16 protein-coding genes are annotated in these 16,372 nt (G+C 66.1%); 6 read left to right on the forward strand and 10 right to left on the reverse strand.

Going from position 1 to position 16,372, the window contains the following annotated elements; genetic code table 11:
* Positions 1 to 1,817: 1,817 nt before the first annotated feature.
* Positions 1,818 to 3,005, forward strand: coding sequence for a hypothetical protein (locus tag QWY29_RS07045; protein ID WP_300959991.1), 1,188 nt, complete (start codon positions 1,818 to 1,820; stop codon positions 3,003 to 3,005).
* A gap of 230 nt (positions 3,006 to 3,235) precedes the next feature.
* Here QWY29_RS07045 and QWY29_RS07050 read toward each other — a convergent pair whose 3' ends face one another.
* Together QWY29_RS07050 and QWY29_RS07055 are read right to left on the reverse strand one after the other, a co-directional pair.
* Positions 3,236 to 3,727 carry a hypothetical protein gene (locus QWY29_RS07050; RefSeq protein ID WP_300959992.1) on the reverse strand — a complete coding sequence of 164 codons (492 nt, stop codon included), beginning with the start codon at positions 3,725 to 3,727 and terminating at the stop codon, positions 3,236 to 3,238.
* Between the two features lie 1,035 nt (positions 3,728 to 4,762).
* Positions 4,763 to 5,584: a hypothetical protein gene (locus QWY29_RS07055; protein ID WP_300959994.1), complete on the reverse strand. Its 822-nt coding sequence runs from the start codon at positions 5,582 to 5,584 to the stop codon at positions 4,763 to 4,765.
* A gap of 255 nt (positions 5,585 to 5,839) precedes the next feature.
* On the opposite strand from QWY29_RS07055, the gene QWY29_RS07060 reads away from it, so the two are divergent.
* Positions 5,840 to 6,391, forward strand: coding sequence for a hypothetical protein (locus QWY29_RS07060; RefSeq protein WP_300959996.1), 552 nt, complete (start codon positions 5,840 to 5,842; stop codon positions 6,389 to 6,391).
* Positions 6,392 to 6,729: 338 nt separating this feature from the next.
* Here QWY29_RS07060 and QWY29_RS07065 read toward each other — a convergent pair whose 3' ends face one another.
* The 3 genes from QWY29_RS07065 to QWY29_RS07075 form a co-directional block, all read right to left on the reverse strand.
* Positions 6,730 to 7,005 (reverse strand): hypothetical protein, encoded by a 276-nt coding sequence (locus QWY29_RS07065; protein WP_300959998.1) that lies wholly within the window; start codon positions 7,003 to 7,005, stop codon positions 6,730 to 6,732.
* A gap of 322 nt (positions 7,006 to 7,327) precedes the next feature.
* A complete protein-coding gene (locus QWY29_RS07070; protein WP_300960000.1) occupies positions 7,328 to 7,858 on the reverse strand; it encodes a hypothetical protein in 531 nt (176 codons plus the stop codon).
* 152 nt (positions 7,859 to 8,010) lie between these two features.
* Complete coding sequence (locus tag QWY29_RS07075; RefSeq protein ID WP_300960002.1) at positions 8,011 to 8,508, reverse strand: hypothetical protein; 498 nt, start codon at positions 8,506 to 8,508, stop codon at positions 8,011 to 8,013.
* Positions 8,509 to 8,676: 168 nt separating this feature from the next.
* On the opposite strand from QWY29_RS07075, the gene QWY29_RS07080 reads away from it, so the two are divergent.
* Positions 8,677 to 8,988, forward strand: coding sequence for a hypothetical protein (locus QWY29_RS07080; protein WP_300960004.1), 312 nt, complete (start codon positions 8,677 to 8,679; stop codon positions 8,986 to 8,988).
* A gap of 550 nt (positions 8,989 to 9,538) precedes the next feature.
* Here QWY29_RS07080 and QWY29_RS07085 read toward each other — a convergent pair.
* The 4 genes from QWY29_RS07085 to QWY29_RS07100 form a co-directional block, all read right to left on the reverse strand.
* Positions 9,539 to 10,105, reverse strand: a complete 567-nt coding sequence (locus QWY29_RS07085) for a TlpA disulfide reductase family protein (RefSeq protein WP_300960006.1) — start codon at positions 10,103 to 10,105, stop codon at positions 9,539 to 9,541.
* 239 nt (positions 10,106 to 10,344) lie between these two features.
* Entirely contained in the window at positions 10,345 to 10,782 is a 438-nt protein-coding gene (locus QWY29_RS07090) for a hypothetical protein (protein ID WP_300960008.1), read from the reverse strand.
* A 214-nt stretch (positions 10,783 to 10,996) separates the two neighbouring features.
* The gene (locus QWY29_RS07095; protein WP_439117397.1) at positions 10,997 to 11,188 is read right to left on the reverse strand and encodes a helix-turn-helix domain-containing protein; all 192 of its coding nucleotides are present in this window, start codon (positions 11,186 to 11,188) and stop codon (positions 10,997 to 10,999) included.
* A gap of 35 nt (positions 11,189 to 11,223) precedes the next feature.
* On the reverse strand, positions 11,224 to 11,886 hold the full coding sequence (locus QWY29_RS07100; protein ID WP_300960012.1) for a DUF2975 domain-containing protein: 663 nt from the start codon (positions 11,884 to 11,886) through the stop codon (positions 11,224 to 11,226).
* Between the two features lie 587 nt (positions 11,887 to 12,473).
* Here QWY29_RS07100 and QWY29_RS07105 point away from each other — a divergent pair.
* Positions 12,474 to 13,499: a glycosyltransferase family 2 protein gene (locus QWY29_RS07105; RefSeq protein ID WP_300960014.1), complete on the forward strand. Its 1,026-nt coding sequence runs from the start codon at positions 12,474 to 12,476 to the stop codon at positions 13,497 to 13,499.
* Positions 13,500 to 13,736: 237 nt separating this feature from the next.
* Positions 13,737 to 13,877, forward strand: a complete 141-nt coding sequence (locus QWY29_RS07110) for a hypothetical protein (protein ID WP_300960016.1) — start codon at positions 13,737 to 13,739, stop codon at positions 13,875 to 13,877.
* A gap of 86 nt (positions 13,878 to 13,963) precedes the next feature.
* Here QWY29_RS07110 and QWY29_RS07115 read toward each other — a convergent pair whose 3' ends face one another.
* Positions 13,964 to 14,734, reverse strand: coding sequence for a helix-turn-helix transcriptional regulator (locus QWY29_RS07115; RefSeq protein ID WP_300960018.1), 771 nt, complete (start codon positions 14,732 to 14,734; stop codon positions 13,964 to 13,966).
* 613 nt (positions 14,735 to 15,347) lie between these two features.
* On the opposite strand from QWY29_RS07115, the gene QWY29_RS07120 reads away from it, so the two are divergent.
* The gene (locus QWY29_RS07120) at positions 15,348 to 16,064 is read left to right on the forward strand and encodes a hypothetical protein (RefSeq protein ID WP_300960020.1); all 717 of its coding nucleotides are present in this window, start codon (positions 15,348 to 15,350) and stop codon (positions 16,062 to 16,064) included.
* The last annotated feature ends 308 nt before the right edge of the window (positions 16,065 to 16,372 follow it).

Below are 16,372 nucleotides of genomic sequence, written 5' to 3' on the forward strand. Positions count from 1 at the left end.
ACGAGGGTCGAGCACCGTTGCGGGAAGGAGGCGACATGCGCACCTTGAAAACCGGCCAACAGCGGCTTGCGAAGGCGTCGACGGCTACGGGCCGTCCGCGGTCTCCGAGCGGCGTGGGGCCGCGGCGTACATGGGCTCGCCGTGGCGCGCCTCGGCGAGGTAGTGCGCGGACAGGTATGAGGTCGGGACCCTCAGCGGTACCTTCAGATCGAAGTGATCGGCGGTTGCTCGCAATAGTCCTCTTCACCGGTCTCGCCCTGGTAGCGGGGTTCGTGTACGCCACGGATGAGCAACCCGACGTCTTCGGCGACGTTCAGGAGACGTGGGGTCCCGTAGAGGTCACCGTTGGCGAGCCGCTCTACTTTCCGGTGCTCACAGTGAGTCGGTCCGCGGGGTCCGGCACCGTCGACATTCGACGCATCACTCCTCGGGTCGATCGCGACACCGCCGATACCCGCGTGCGTGTGCTGGTCTGTGATCTCACCGCAGATCACGCCCAATACTCGACGTACCCCGACCCGACTCGCAATCCCGCACGATATTGCGAGAGTCTCACGGAGGCGGGCAGCGATACTCGAATGGAGACTGCGCCCCTCGCAAAACGACGATTGCTCCCCGAAGCGACTCCCCAATCGCGGGGAGCATTCGTTATGGATGGCGTCGCGGCCACCTTCAGCACGGACAGGGTTCGAGGGTGGACCCGGCAGACCGAAGTCACAGGTTTGAGGGTGGAGGTGCTCGCGACGACCGCCGGGTACCGCCATCGACCCGTACCCCCGGAGCGCTGGGCGATGTCGTCGCGGCCTTAAGGGGCGTCTTACGCACGGGCAACGACTAGCGAGCAGGAGCCGCTCGTCGGCTCTGCGGCGCTTACTGGGCCGACTGCGCGGTCCTGCCGACGCCAAGCCGCCTACGTCCTGAGGCGCGAAGGCGAGCAGCATCGCCGTCCGAACTGTCGCGGCGAAGTTGCCGAAGCCAACTCATCGGACCCTTCGGGACTCACACGGCCTGGCCACCTCCTCTTCGTCGAGACGCCTTGACAGGGAAGCGAATATCGCCGCTTTCCGGCCAGAAAGCGCAGACCGCGAACCGGTGGGCGCGGGTTCCTTCTGCCGCGAGGCGGCGTCATGACCCGACGCGCCCACAGGTTAGGAGGTACTCGCAGTACGCGTCGCGGACAAGGTCCACCACCCAAAGCGCACTGCACGCTGCGACCACCAATACTGCGACCAACGCGAAGAATGCGACCACCCACTCTCCGAGTGATCGCGAGCGGGGCGGCGCTTTCTTGGTTAGCAATTGTTCGAGCCGCACGCTTTTGTTGTCTTGTGCATCCACGTCTCAATTATGGAGAGAGGGCCGTCGCCGCGATTGAGTACGGCTACTCAACTCGCTTGACGTGGTCACGCCGGGTTGTGGCGCCGTCAGCGTGCGTCGAGCGAAATTTCACCGCTGCCGGGACCCTCGGGGCGGTCAAACCGTGGAACCGTCGCCGTATACGTCGCGCGCAAATCGGCCAGTTTCGGCTCTCGGCTTCGCGAGTTGAGTTCTCAGAGGTACGACTGGATGCGTCGTTCATGGACTATCCCCGTCTACCGACGCGCGGGCCCAACGCATTTGTCAACGGGGTACGGTCGTTCTTCAAACCTGTCGCTTGGGAGCCGCTTATGAAGTCATCCGCCGTTAGCCTTGCCGGACTGCTCGCAGCCGCGCCGTTGATTCTGACACCGGTTGCGTCGTCCGCTGCTACCGCCTTGGCGGGCGCTCCAGAGGCCACCCGCGGGGCGGTGGCGTGTCGCGGGTTGGACGCAACGATCGTGGGCGATCCGAAGCAGCGAACGGTTTTGCGCGGGACCGCTCGACGGGATGTCATCGTGAGCAACGGCGTTCCTCAGATCGATGCCGGGGGCGGCAACGACGTCATATGCGTGACCGGTAGGCCAGACAGGCGCAACTTGGCTACCGTCCGGGCAGGGGACGGGAAGGACGTTGTAGATGCCAGCGCCGCCAGCAACGGCGCGATCATCTACCCCGGTCGCGGCGCCGACCGGGTGATTGGGAGCCGCTACGCAGACACCGTGCTCGGCGGGGACAGCCCTGACGGGGCGTCCGACAGGATCAGCACGGGCGCAGGTGACGATCTGGTGTCGACGCCGACCACCCCAGCGCCCGCCAGCGAACGGATCCGCTTGGGTGCCGGTCGCGACGTCGCGCAGTTGTCCCGCCTTGCTCGGGGCACCTGGGTAGACGGCGGCTCCGGTTACAACTCCCTGCTGGCATCATCCGGAGCCGCCGGACGTGTCGTGTGGGACAACCGTTCAGGTCGACTCCGCGTGGATAGCGCGACGTTGGCGTCTTGGCGAGGGTTCACCCGCTTCGCCCTCGCGGCCCCGTCTGCCGACTCTCTGACCTTCCGCGGCTCGGAGCGGAAGGAAGCGCTGCGTCTAGACGGACCGAACAGGCGCGCGACCATGGGCGGCGGCGACGACGTCGTCGAGGAGACGAACCCGTCGACCTCGTCGAGCGGGTTCGCGCGGCTCGTTGGCGGCGCTGGGCGCGATACTTTCGAGTTTGCTAAGGCCGCGGCGGTCGAAGCGGATTTGTCGGCAGGCGTATTCGCTTACGCACCGACCCTGAGCGACTCGAACTTCGCTTTCCCGATGCTCGATTTCGAGTCACTCGACATCTGGTCGGATTCAGCCGTGCTGGTCGGAACGGACGGTCGCAACAACATCACCGCGCTCGGCTGCACCGTTCAAATCGACGGCGCCGGAGGCGACGACCGTCTCGCCGTCACCAACAAAGCCAGTCCCGACGCCACCCGCTTCGCCTGCCCAGAGTTTACCGAGAGCAGCACCCTTGCCGGTGGCGCTGGCGATGACACCCTTGTCGGATATCGCGGGACCGACGCCCTGTACGGAGGGCCTGGTCGAGACTCAGCCGACGGCGGAGCAGACGTCGACACTTGTCGCGCGGAACGACGGCTCAATTGCGAGACGTCGTGATGCGCCATTGGGGGTCCTCGCTCCTTCGCTATCGCACGAGTTCTTTTGGGTCGGGGATAGCGCCGCAACGGACACCGTCATAGTCGCAAGCGCGTTTAGTCGCGGTGGCGCTATGGGTGGGGTGGCTCATTGAGGGAGCCGCGGTACGGCGAGCCGCGCTCGGCGCACTGGCCAGATTTTGCAGATGTGCTGATCAAACTCGGGAGCAGGCGAGGTCTGCCGCTCTCCCATCAATTGATCTCCCCGACCGAGAGAAGGACGCAACTCTTCCTGGCGGCGTTCGCGGTACAGAGTCGATATGTCCCGGGGTCCGCTACGTCGGGAACGACCGCGACGTCGGAACCTGATCCGCTGACCCCGATGTCGACCCAACCGCGCCTCTCGTTCGCGTCCCACCACGTCGGCCTGGCGGCTGGCGCATACCCCTGCGATACGGCGATCACGTAGTACTCGGTCTTCCATTCTGTGCCCGTCCAACCATCAAGGGAGTAGGCGATTCCACGCCTCTCCCTGCTGTACCACCGCACCACCACCTGATCACCAGGGACGTAGGCCTGTCGATCCGTCGCCATCCGTCCCGTAAGCCAGGGGTCCAACGTAGGAGTCGCGACGGTTCTTGAGGCGCGCTCCTGCCGCGGGCGGGGCGCGTTGTCTTCGTTCATCGCCGATGAGCAGCCGATGCTGGAAGAGGCGAGGACGAGACCGATGAGGGCGGCAGGCAAGCGGTGAGGGTGCACGGCCTTCAGACGTGACAGCGCGCCGGGCAGTTCCAGTTGAGATACCTGCTTTGCAGGCTCGGAGCACTGACTACAACGGTGTCGCTTGACATGGCGTCAATCAACACCTTCCGGGCCGTTTGAGCACATACAACGCCGTGCGCGGTGACCAGGTCCGGCGTCAACGCCGGTACCTTGAGCCGTGGCTTCGGAGCGCAGGCGGCGTACTCGGGTGCTGCTCTGGCTAGCCTTCATCGGCTTCGCAGTGCTGATGCTTGTTGGCTCGATGGGCCTTGTCTGGTGGTGGGGCACTGGCTACGACGAAGCCGAGGCGCTGGGCGCAGCCACGGCTTCAACGGACACCGCGATGGTCGCGAGCGCTTGGATCGCGGTAGCGGGATTGTCGGGGTCGCTCCTCGCAGGTCCTGCTGCCGTCGTGTACGAGCGGAAGTACTCTTAGCGACCCTGCTCCGGCGAGCCGCGTTCGGCGTAACCCCCGAGCCGAGTGAGCCCAGGATGACCCGCCGTTCTGCTGCAGGGACAGGTCGCTGTCTTCTATGAACGTGGGTCCCGGGCCGTAGTCGCACCGGTTACAACCGAGCGCGCCGGAACACGAGCCCGTGTCGTGGCACCCGTTCACGAACGCTGCGCCGTCGACTTCGACCGTCTTGCCCTGGAGCACCAGACGCTCCGCGTTGATGAGGTACGGACCGGCACACGAGGCGGTTGCGGCCTGCTGCCCGACCGGCAAGGAAGCAATCGAGGACGGACCGCGAGCAGTACTACCGTTGCGCGTCGCCTGCGGGTTTGACGACCTCGGCTGACGGACGGCTACATCGCGCCAAGTTGAGCCCCGCCCCGCGCGCCGAGCGGCGTGTCAACTAGGACAGCGCCTAGTCCGGGCTTGTGTCTTCGTCCGCCGCAAACGCCCGAATCTGCGGCGATCAGCGCGTTCTGATCCGCGACGTGGGCGCTCATCGACGGCCGTAGGAGTGGGTCGTCCGGTCCGCCGGTCAGGCGGGACCCCGCCGGAGGTAGCCGTCAGGCGCAGGGTTCCTCCGCGAAGGCACACAACGCAGCGATCGGTCCTTGTGTCGCGTACTGCTGTCGCAAGAGTTCTGCCTCAACCACTTCGGGCCCACCTGCGCCAGCGATGTAGACACTCGTGAAGAGAACCGCGTTCCCGGCACGGGACACCTCGTTCAGGTGACCCTCGCCGGTGAAACCGTCCCCGTCGCGCCACCGGTTCAAGTAGCGAATGGATCCCTCGGCAGCGCGGTTCCCGGGCAGTTCGGTTGCCTGGATGGCGCCCGTCGATCCAAAGCAGGCGGAAACGTCAACACGGGTCGTTTGAACGACTCGGCGGGCATCGTCGTCAGAGGCATAGAGCGCCAACGTTCGCTGCTCGCCGCCCTCAGTCTCGCCGGTGTAGACGGCGGACGCGATGTCGACTGCTTCGACCGGGACATCCGGATCCCAAGGCTCCTGACCGCACGGGCCGGGCACCTGCGCCTCGTAGCCCCGCACGACGCGAACGGGTGAACCGTCGTGCCCGTTGGTCACAGGCATGCCGTCGGTGAGGGGAAATGACGCCGGAATCTCATCCTTCCAACGAGTGGACCTCTGGTCGGGGCCGGGCGGCGCGGACGAAACCGTCGGGAGGTCCGCGTCCGATTGGCTGCTGACGATCGCGTAGGGCGTTCCCACGCTCGCGGCTGTCACCGCCACGACGGCCATGGCGCCTGCGATGCTGCGCCGCCGCCGCATGCGATCACCACGTCGCCGAACGACTTCAGGACAAAGCGGCGCCTTCGTTAGCGTCCCGTCGCTCAGGTCGCGCATGAAACCCTCGACATCCTTCACACACCGTCTCCCACATAGGCAACAGGCCGGTCCGCACATCGGAGAGTGCGGGCTACCTTCCCTACGCACAGGGGCCGCCTCAGGTTGCAGGCGGTCCCCGACGAGGCCCACTTCTCGGTTTCAACCGCGTGAGCGATGCGTCGACCAAGCCGCGCCGAAGCGCGCTCTGGGCCGAGCGGCCGAATCTGCGCAATCAGGTCACTCCGGGCCAAGTGCGCTGTTCGGGTTTGCGTCTAGCACTCGTAGCATCGAGCCATGTCGCCCGGTCGCCTGTTGCCGTTCAAGGTGGTACCGACTGCTGACCTCACCGCCGCGCGCTGGCTCACCGAGCGGCTCTTCGACGGTGGGCCGCCGCCCGCAGTAAGCAGCGTCGTTCCTCTTGGCTACGACGCGTACGTCGAGGTGCCGCTCGACGGCAATGGCGGGGGTCCTGAGCCAGTCGAGGGCGTACGAGCAACTCTGGCCCATTACACCGGTGACGACGAGCGCTGCTACTGGGCGATGTGGGTGGGCTGGCCGCAGATGCGGGCTTGGGCTTCGGAGCCCACAGTCAGCATTCCCGACGGTTTCGCCTTGGTCCTCTTCCGCGAGCAGTTCGCCGACACCGAGTGGGTCCGCTCGGTCACGTCCGGCGACGAAACCCTCTGGTGGCCCGAGAGCCGCCGTTGGGTTCAGGCCCGTCCAGTCGACTCCGACGCCCTGTACATCGCCTGCGACCGTGCTGTCGCGGATTCACTACTAGAAAGCGGCTGCGCGGGTGCGCACCTGGTAGACCCCTCAGCGCCGATGCTCAGCGACGAGTACTAGCGCGCATCCCCAACGGCCAGCGCTTACCGGCCGAAGCGTGCGGAACTGCGGCTCCGCGGCGCAGGGTTGGGTGCTCCGGCGGACAGGCGGGGTCTACTTCCCAGCACTTCTCCCACCCTCCGGTGGAACCCGTCTCTGCCTCTTACCTGCTGGGATGGCCGGGGGTCAACCTATCCGGAACGGCTCGCGTGCACGTCTGCAATCAGCGCCATCCGGGCCAAGTGCGCGGATCTGCCGATGAGCAACGACCTGGACCGGGCTCTCTGAAAGGCCAGGGCCTCGGTTATTTCCCCACGCGCGGCTGCACCTTCGTGCCGCGCAGGGCTGGACGGCCCGCCTCAGCAGGAGTCGTAGTCCTCACACAGGATGCGGTCCAGGTCGTCGCCGACTCGGTCCTGCCGCTGCCCATCCTGATAGATCGTGACACCCGCGAACACGGCAATCGCGATCCCGACGATGATCCCGATGAGTTGCTTCGCCGTTAGGGGTTGCTTGCCGGGCGGAGTAGTCGATGGGGTGCTTGGCGGCACGGGGACCCACTGGCGGCCGTCCCACCACCACCGCCCGTCAGGGCTGTACTGCGGCGCCGGGGCTGGGCGGTGCTGCTCCTCCATACGTACAACGCTCGCATCCGCGGACCTCGGCGCGCAGGCGTTTAGGTTGATATCGACCCGCCGACCAACGAGTGCCGTCGACGACGGGACCTGCAAACGGCATTTAGTGAGGCGCCAGCGAACCAGCAACGCCTGCTGCGCCAAGCCGCGACCAAATCAGGATTGCCCCAATCCCGGGACGAACGCCGATCTGCCGATCAGCGCACGCCCCAGATACGACAGGCAAGGACGTCGACAGCGTCGGTTGCGCCCGCCTTGAGTGGGATGCGTTCGACCGGCGCGTCGTCGCACCCATGACCTATGCCCGGCGCGGAAACGCCCATCACCTGTGAGGCCCGAGCGCCGCTTGATCGATGGTCACCTTCAATCCCATCATGTCGCCGGGGAACTCGGCTGCGCACTGGATCAGACGGTCGCCGCCGAAAGTCCCCATCGAGACGGGAAGGACTTGGTCTCCTCCCTGCTCGACCTGGAGCGCGCCCAACAGGAGGCGATGGGACTCCCGCTTGTTTGTCATCTCGCCTTCGGCGACCAGTAGAAGGTGAAGAACGGTTCGGCTGGACACATGCCATTCCGGCAACTGCCAGAGGTCGAATGAGGTCTCGCCAAGCGTCACCCGAATAGGGACGCGTCCTCGCAGGTCGTTGCCAGGCCCGGCCTGGGGACCGATCGGGTGCACAGCAGCGAGGTCGGCAACTCCAATCAGGCAACGTTTATCGCCGACTCGGAACTGCGCCATCGCCTTCGCTATGACGCCGCCCAGAAGGAGTTCCGGAGGCCGCTCGTCGTCGAACTGCGCCATGTCGTCGTCATTGCGTACCACGACGAGGTCTTGCAGCAGGAAGTGCTCCACGTTCAGAACACTAGCCAACCACTCAGGGTTGAAACTGACTCGGCCACCTGAGGCGAGTGGGTCCTGCATCGCAAACGTCGCCTTGCGGGCAGCGCAACCGGTCATGCCGCTGAGCCTTCAGAAGGCTCAATGTGCCGATGCCCTGGTGCCAGTTATCGGCGATGCCGAACAGCGTTGGACGCAACCTGGTTGAGCGCCTTGCCCATCCCTTCTCCAAGCCGAGCGGCGATCGTGTCTACCTGCCTGTCGGGGATCGCTGGACCTATCGGAATAGGTGTGCGCTCCTGCGATACGAGCACTGCGTCGGTCTGCCGACGCAAGCGGTCGTCCTTCCACGTCAGATCGATCCAGAGTTCGCTGGTCTCGCCCATGAGGCTGGTGTGCCCAAGTCGATGCGTGTAGCCGTTGCCGAGCGCTGCAATGGTCATCGGCTCCCGCGGACGGGTTAGGCCCTCCGGCCGGAGCGACACCGTCACATGGCGGGCACGGGCTGGACCTAGGTTCGACACCTGCAACGTCGAGTCAAGCCACCTGACGACGAGCGCCGCGCGCCGACTCGCCAGGCCAGCGCGTACGAGTGCCAGCAGACTGATGATGAGCGCGCTTACTCCCGTGATCGCGCCGATAGTCGCGCTGGTGTCGGAGTCCACGCGTCGTAGTCCACCACGCCTCGAAGTGCACAGGTCCAGATACGGGCCATCCGCTCACGCCGCGATCAGCGCACTCCGGGCCGAAAGCGTTGGTTGGAACGCACAGCCGCGTCGCCGTGCGAGCGCGGAGGGTGGCGCCCCGCCGAGGCAGGTGAAACGATGCGCCTCGTGACCGACCTCAACGCGCTGAGTGCGCAGCAAACGAGCGCTGGCCCGTCGGCCCTGTTCGGCGCAGGGGTGGTCGCCTCGGCTCTGCTCGTCCTCACGGCGTGCGGCGTCCTCGTGCCCCTTTATGCGGAGTTGCAGCCACTAGGCGGGGCCGTGATGAAGGTCGGCGCATTGCTGGCGGTGGTTGGGGTCGGTATTTGTCTGTTGAGACGGACTCGGCATGCGGGCCTCGGGGTCGTGGTCGGCGCAGCATCCGGCCTCGTAGTGGCCTGGTGCGCCCTCGTCGCCTACGTCGCTCTATTCATGCGCTGACCTCCTCCAGGGCGTTCGACGGCACTTCCGGCTATGCCGCGTTCAGCGCCGTTCGGCCAGAGTGCGCGGACTACGTCCGCCACGGAGCACAGTCCAGCCGGGGGACCCGGTCTTCGTGTCACCAGGTGCCGCCGTCAGAGCCGCAGAGAGGCCCCAGGGACTGGACTATGTAAACAAACTGTTCGCTGCTCGGACGTGCCCATCAAAACGCTCATGCCGTCGTCCCGAAGGTCCATGCACCGAGCGCCACGGTCTGAGTCCCGGCTCGTTCGGACCAGCCGACGGTCATAGCGACGGCCGGATGGGGCGTGACAGGGGTCGGTTCCCGCGCTACCGGGCCGGGCGGACGGCCACGTGCCCCTCTACACACGGGCCGTCCGGTCCGCGTCGGCGGCGCCAGTAGGCCCCTCGCGGAAATTCCATTCCGTAGAGGATTCCGTCGATTGAAAGTTAGAACCCCCCGTCAAACATCGAACACGGTCGACAAAATTTCCTGTTTGCGCGGTCGCTGCTGTTGATCTTCGGATTCGCTGTCACCACTGTGATGAAACTAGGGTTCGCTTCCTATTTCCTCTACGAGTGCGAGCAAGGTCGCCTCGGACACCTCGCCAAGCACTCGGCCCGCGACTCGACCGTCGGCGTCCAGAATCAGCGTACTGGGAATCGCATTCGGCGGTAGAGAATCAGTGAACGCGAGAAGTGCCGTCCCGTCTTCATCGACCAGACTCGGGTATGGGATGTCGAATTCTCGGACGAATGCGCGTGCGCCCGCGGAGTCGGTCTCGCGAGTGTTGATGCCGATCATGCTGACGTCGTCTTCTGCCAGGACGCGGGCGGCTCCGGCAAGGTCTGGGGCCTCGCTCCTGCACGGCCCGCACCAGTGCGCCCACACGTTGATGACTAGCGGTTCTCCTCTGTAGTCGTCCAGCGACAGTTGGCCGCCGTCCAGCGTGTCGCCATCGAGCGGCTGTGGGCGCTGACGCTCGCCGCTTTGCAGAACCTGAACGATGCCGTCCCCGCTGATGAAACCGGCCTGGTTCGTCCCCTCGGGGGCGGCGCAGGCCGCTACAAGTCCCATGGCGGCTAGACCGAGCGTCATCGAGCGTCGGACCGGCATGAGTTCAACTTACCTCTTCGAATCCGGACTCATTCGCTGCCTCGAACCGACCGCATGGGCTGCCGAATCTATTTCCGCACCCTGAGGTTCGGGACAACACATGGCACCCTTCGCAGCCAGGCGCCTGGTCCGATCTGCCGATCATGCGTAGCAGTTCAATTCGGTGGGAACCGGACAAGTCGTTATGCCGAGGCCGTGAACGGCCTGACGCTGTCCGTACTCTTCGACGCGCTCCGGCCCTACCAGGCCGGTTGTGCCGCGTTGGTGATGAGCGCGAGGAGGCTGTCGGGGACTCGGGTTCGCCCGGTGGTCTCGGTGCTCCCGACGAGTAGGGCGGCGGGCGGGGTCTGGCCCTCCGTGTGGGCGTTGGCCGAGATAAGCCGCATGATGATGTCTTCGTCGTTCCACCCGGCGGTGCGGAGGGGTGCGGTGATCGGCCTCATGTCCACCACCTGGCCCTCCTTGACGTGCCAGGCGGGGTAAAGGCGGCGCCCGTTGCGTTCGTAGGCGAGCAGGCCTCGGCTTTGGCGGACTCGGTCCGCAGACACGCCGCCGAGCAGCGCCGTCATCTCGTGCTCGTTGTAGACGCCGTAGTCGCGTTCGATGCTGTCCCACTTCGCGTCGAGAGCGGCCAGCATGGCGGCCGTGGCCTCCCCGTCCTCGGCGCCAGCGGTCATGGTCCCATCGTCGCTCGCGACCACCTCGGAGCGCCACCCCGCGGGGCGGCCTGCGAGAGCCTTGCGGGTCCGGCGACGTGTTTCCAACCGACACTCACCCGCGCTACGGCGTCCAGCGGCACGTTCAGGGGCACGTCAGTCCGGAGCGACGGCCGAGCGGGGACCTCGGCGCTGCGCGGTTCGTGCGGCGTTGCCAACGCTACGGGCGGACGGGTCAGTGGGTGACGGTCAAGAGGTCGCCCGGTTGACAGTCCAGGGCATCGCAGATGGCGGTGAGGGTGCTGAACCGGATGGCGCGGACGTGTCCGTTCTTCAACTTGGAGAGGTTGACGATGGAGACGCCTACCCGGTCGGCTAGTTCGGTCAGGGTCATGGCACGTTCGGCGAGGAGGGCGTCCAGGTGCACGACGACGCGGTGCGGCTCTGAGCCTGGGGACTCACTCATACGGTGTCGTCGGCTTCCTGCTGTAGCGCGACAGCACGCTGGAGGAGCCGCGCGGTGGTCAGCACACCGAGCGCGACGACGATCAGCGTCACCGAGATCCCCGGCTCCCAAAGCGCGTAGGTCCAGGTGCGCCGCGGCACCACCGCTTCCAGCACCACCCCGCGCCCGGCGGCGGCGACGAAAGGCCATACCGCGGCCATCACCAGCAAGAACCACCCCAACTGCCGCACACGTCGCGCGAAGTCCATCGTGAACGGCCCGGAGCGGCGTCCGGTTCTGATCGCGCGGCGCAGCAGGAAGAGCGCGCCGACCCCGAGGACCATGTCACCGACCGGCGCTAGCGCCGACGCGGCCTTCTGGAACGCCGTTGGCTCCGCGATACAGATTTCGACCCGCTCGGCGATCACTGAGCCGACCCCGCGACGGATGCCCCGCTGCGGCACGTCTGTCGCCGACGGGACCGATTCATTACTGACCAGCGCACATGCTTCCGGATCCCCGATGGTGGCCACCGAGACACCGGTGCTGCCGTCGTGGAGGTATCCGATGACACCAAGGGCACCGAAGGCCACCATTGCGAGCACGAACAGCGAAAGCAGCAGGGACACGGCGGTCTCGATCGGACCGAACGGGTCAGATCTGCGCTGGGGCGACGGCACGAGCGGACTCTCCCTTTAACGATTGTCGTTGTTAACGACAGACATTAAACCCTCAAAGGAGGAGCGCCAAACTCGGGTCGCAGGGTGGCAGCGCGATGAGCGCAATCGGGCCGTGTGCGGCGCACGGCTGGGCTCAGCCGGAGTTGCGCTACCGCCGATGCGTGTCAGCCGTTAGGCGGTCCCATCCAGGGTCGTCCTGCCGCTTCCCGGCGAGCCAGCGCGAACCGATGCGCCAGGCGGTGAGGACCGCACCAGCGCCACCGACCCATCGAGGCCGCCAGCCAACCGGGGACGATCGCAAGAGGCCCTCAGCCGGTAGCCCACGCTGCGCGACCCTGTAGCGGCAAGGAGGTCTCTCACTGCCTCGATCTGAGTCGGGCGCTCGCCGCGCGCTGCACCTCGCGCTCACCTCGCCTTCAACGCACATTGGGCCGAGTGTGGATGCTGCGGTGGTGCTCCGTGTCGGGTGCGCCCTCATGCGCTGGCCACCCTCGGTCGGAGCGGTTGCGCATCATTCGGCGCTGGCGACGCGCGGCGCAGCCCGAAGGCGCCGCACGGTCGCGGGAGCCAGAACGTATCTTGGTGGGATGCTCTGCACGGTCAGCACGGTGAGGGATTCGTTGCCGAACGTGGAGCGGTTCGTGCAGGGCAATCTCGCTAACGGCGTTGACCACATGTTCATCGTGCTGGACGCGCCGGATGACCAGGTGGAGACGTTCTTGAACGACCACCCGCACGTGACGTGCCTCCGAGGTGACGAAACCTGGTGGGCGGGCAGGCGCCCCCCGGGGCTCAACGTCCGCCAACGACTCAACGCCAATTTCGTCAAGGCTCTGCTCAGCGCGTTCTCGTGGGCTGAGTGGATTTTCCACATCGACAGTGACGAGGTCGTCCAGGTGGACCGTTCCGTCTTGGCCACAACACCCGCGGGTGTCCTGTCGGCCCGCTTGGCGCCGATGGAGGCAGTCAGCCAGAGGCAGTGGCTTGACGACCCGACGTGGTTCAAGCCTCTACTTCCTCGGAATGACCTGGCGTTGCTGACGACGCTTGGAGTTCTCGAAGAACCGTCCAATATGGCATTCTTCCGTGGACACACGCGAGGCAAGGCAGGCGTGCGTCCACGGCTCGACGTGTGGGTAGGAATTCACAGCGGCTTGGATGCGCAGCGACAGCCGTTGCCAGCGTTCACCGACGAAACCCTCAATGTGTTGCACTACGAGTCCTTCTCCGGCGAAGAGTTCGTCCGGAAATGGAAGGCCTCTGCTTCGGCTCAGTCACCGGTGAAGTTCAGGTCGGCGCGCGCGGGCACAGCACTTGCCGTACAAGCGCTGCTGAGCAAAGGCCTGTCCGACGAGATGGTCGCCTCGTACCTCATGCGCGTGTATGAACGCACAAGCCTGGACGACTTCGCGACGTTGCGCGGTCTCGGTCTACTGGTGGAGGTCGACCCCTCAAACGGGTCGCATCGACCGGTGCCGTTCCCGCCGGGGGCTCACGCCGACATGATGGCCCTACTGGACCGGCTCGCCGTCGAGCCCAAGAACGCATTCGGCCCTCGATCACCGGTCGATGCCGCTCAACGCGCGCTAGAGCGCGCGGTCCATTCGGTCTAGGGCGGCGGAAGACTGGCAAATCGTGTGCTAGCGGACCACGCGCCCTTGCACTGAACCGGGACCACCCGCCCGGGGGTCGCGGGACGCGGGACGTGCGTCGTCGACAGGCAGTTCGAGGCTGGCGCCGAGCCCTTCGACGGGCAGACAAGGCCCGTTGGAAGCGTGCCGCATTCCGGCTCGCCCGGACGGCCACCAGCCACCGGGACGTCTGCGCATACGTCATGTCAACATGGCGGTGTGGCGAAGCCCCCGATGGTGCAAAAGACCTACCGCGTTCCCCAGCCGCTCTACGAGCGTGCGATGGCGAAGGCCGAGGAGCGTCAGGAGAACCTGTCGGACGTTATTCGCGAGGCGCTGGAACGGTACGCCCGCGACTAACCGCGAGCCGTCACAGGTTGCTCAACCCCGGCGGACCTGCCCTCTGCGGCTGCGGCCGTGTCGGGCTGCTGAGTGGACGCTCGACGTCACGGGAACAGGTCGCCCACTTGGACATCGAGCGCTTGGGCCAGGGCGGGTAGCCGGGACGAGTCCAGGCCCCCAGTGCCGTTCTCGAAGTGGTAATAGGTGAAACGGTCAACCCCGATGCGCGCGGCCACCTGCTGCTGTGTCAGGTCTCGACGTGCGCGCGCCTTGCGGACGCGCTTGCCTAGTGCGGTTGCGGCCGCTTCGCGCTCGCGCCTGTCCGATTCGGTCTCACGGGTGTGGTCGAGCGGGAGCGGCGTCGACTGACCTGCTGGCGACAGCACGTGGTCAAGTGCGATGAACAGAGCGCGGAGCGCCTCTTCATGTTGCCTCGACGCCTCCTTCTTGGCCTCCGCCGCGTTGCGCGTCTTGGGGCCATTGGAGTCGACGGCCTGACGCTGCGCGCCGTAGGACCGCAAGAGGTCGAAGAAGTGGCGCGTGTGATGGACGAGGTCAGCGATGTGCGCGGCGTCCGTTCGAGCAATCCTGATAGGTAGGTCGGCCTCGTCACGGATACGCCGACGTTGCTTGTTGTAGTCGTCGCGATGCTCGTCGCAGAACGCACTACGGGAGTGCTTCAGCCGGATGTCGCAACACCGGCACCACCACACGACGCGGGCAACCGAGGTCGAGTTGCGTCGAGGCCGGTAGCCGTGGTGGGTGCACCAGTCGAGGCGCCACTTCGGCTCGGTGGGCCGCGCCTGTTCCGGTACCTCGTCGAGGTCCAGCACGAGGCCGTGCGGGATGGCGGCGAAAGCGTCCTGTGACGTCATCCGGAGGTCCTCTTTCAGGCGAGAGCGGACGGTGCGGGGGGGGCACGGAACCGTCCAGAGTTGGACGGTTTGTCCGTATCGGGGAACAAACTACACCGCCTTTGTTGTCGTTGTTCGCGCCCGGATTGCGCGATGGTCGGGCTGCTGCGCCGGACGGTCGTGGTGCGCGCCGCGCGCTCCTTGGCGATGTTGTACGACGGAAAGGGCGTTGCAGGTGCAGCGACGTGTCAGGGCTGGACGGGAATCTCCTCCTCGTCAGCAACCCGCCGTCCGCTAGGAGCGCACCCCCATGGACACCTCGACCTTCCCTCGCTCGTCCGCCCGTCCCGTTCTCGTTCGTCCTGTTCAGCCGGTCTGGTCCGGCATGGCCGCCCTGCCGGTTCCTGCTGTCTCGTCTCACGTGGCCGCGGGCGTCCGTGTCTGTGACCTCGCGGGGGCCTGGACCGGCTCCATCGCCGGGGCGCAGCGACCTGGCGGTGGATTCGCGGAACGGGCGCCGGAGACGTTCCGCGCTGACCGAGACCTGCCGTTCCCTGCTGTGCGCGCCTTCGCTGCGCTCGACAGTGTGGAGCCGTCCGCGGGTGGGGCGACGACGGGGTACGCCGTCGCCCGGATGGTCGCCCGCATCTTCTCGGCGACGCTGCTGGAGGCTGCGAGCGCGAGGCCCGGACCCCCGGTCCATCGGTCCTGCCACCATCGGTGCGGCGACTGCCTGTACCTCGGATGTGTCCGGGTGGGAGCGGCGCTCCTCGCACCGTGGCTTTACCGGGCAGATTGGCAGGAGGCCTACGCCTTGGCTGAGGTCGCCTGCCAGTGGGCTTCGCCGGTTGAAAGCCCGACACCCGACCCCGACGACCCGGTTCGTCTCAGGTCATCCGGCGACGACCCCGGTGAGCGACTGTTGCAGAGCAGCATCCCGCTGTTGGAGCGTCTCGCGCTCGGCCTGGAGGCGCTTGCGGGTCTGAGACCGACGACAGCGACGCTTATCCCGCAGGTGACCCTTCTCGACCTCAGCGACCCGTCGCGTGCGATGCCGAGATGGATTGACCGGGACGGGGGCGAGGTCTTCGATCTGCTGGACGTCTTGCCGGAATCTCTGGCGGTCGACGGGTGCGTTCGGCGGCGCGACGTCGAGTCAGAGGCCGCAGCCCTGGTCGCTCACTTGTCGCGAACGCGACGCAACTTCGCCGGAGTGAGGCTCCTCGTGCTCGATGGTCCAGATACGTCGCGGTGGTTTCCCGGCGACGGCGGTCCGTCCGTCCCTTATGAAAGGGCAGCGGACAGGAATCGAACGCAGTGGCGCGAATCCACTTGCAGCGCGTCGGAATGACACATGGGGTATTCACTTAACCGTTTGTGTGTGCGACGCGCCTGAACTCAGTGACAAGAAGTATACGCCTGCGTCTCTGATTGACATGGCTCGAATGACCCCTTGACGCGGCCTGTCACACGCGATAGCGATATGGCACGGAGTCCGGAAATACCGTGACACCGCTTCCTTGTCAAGAAGTATGCGATTTCTCGTCGCACTTCCCCGGGCCCTAGTTCCCGGCCAGCGCATCGCTCACACAACGCACGCCGGGAGGTCGATGAGTTACCCCTGAGAACGACCGAAGGGGTGGTTCGTCCTGCCAGACG

Source organism: Nocardioides abyssi, from assembly GCF_030412915.1.
In the GTDB taxonomy this organism is placed as follows: Bacteria; Actinomycetota; Actinomycetes; order Propionibacteriales; family Nocardioidaceae; genus Nocardioides; species Nocardioides abyssi.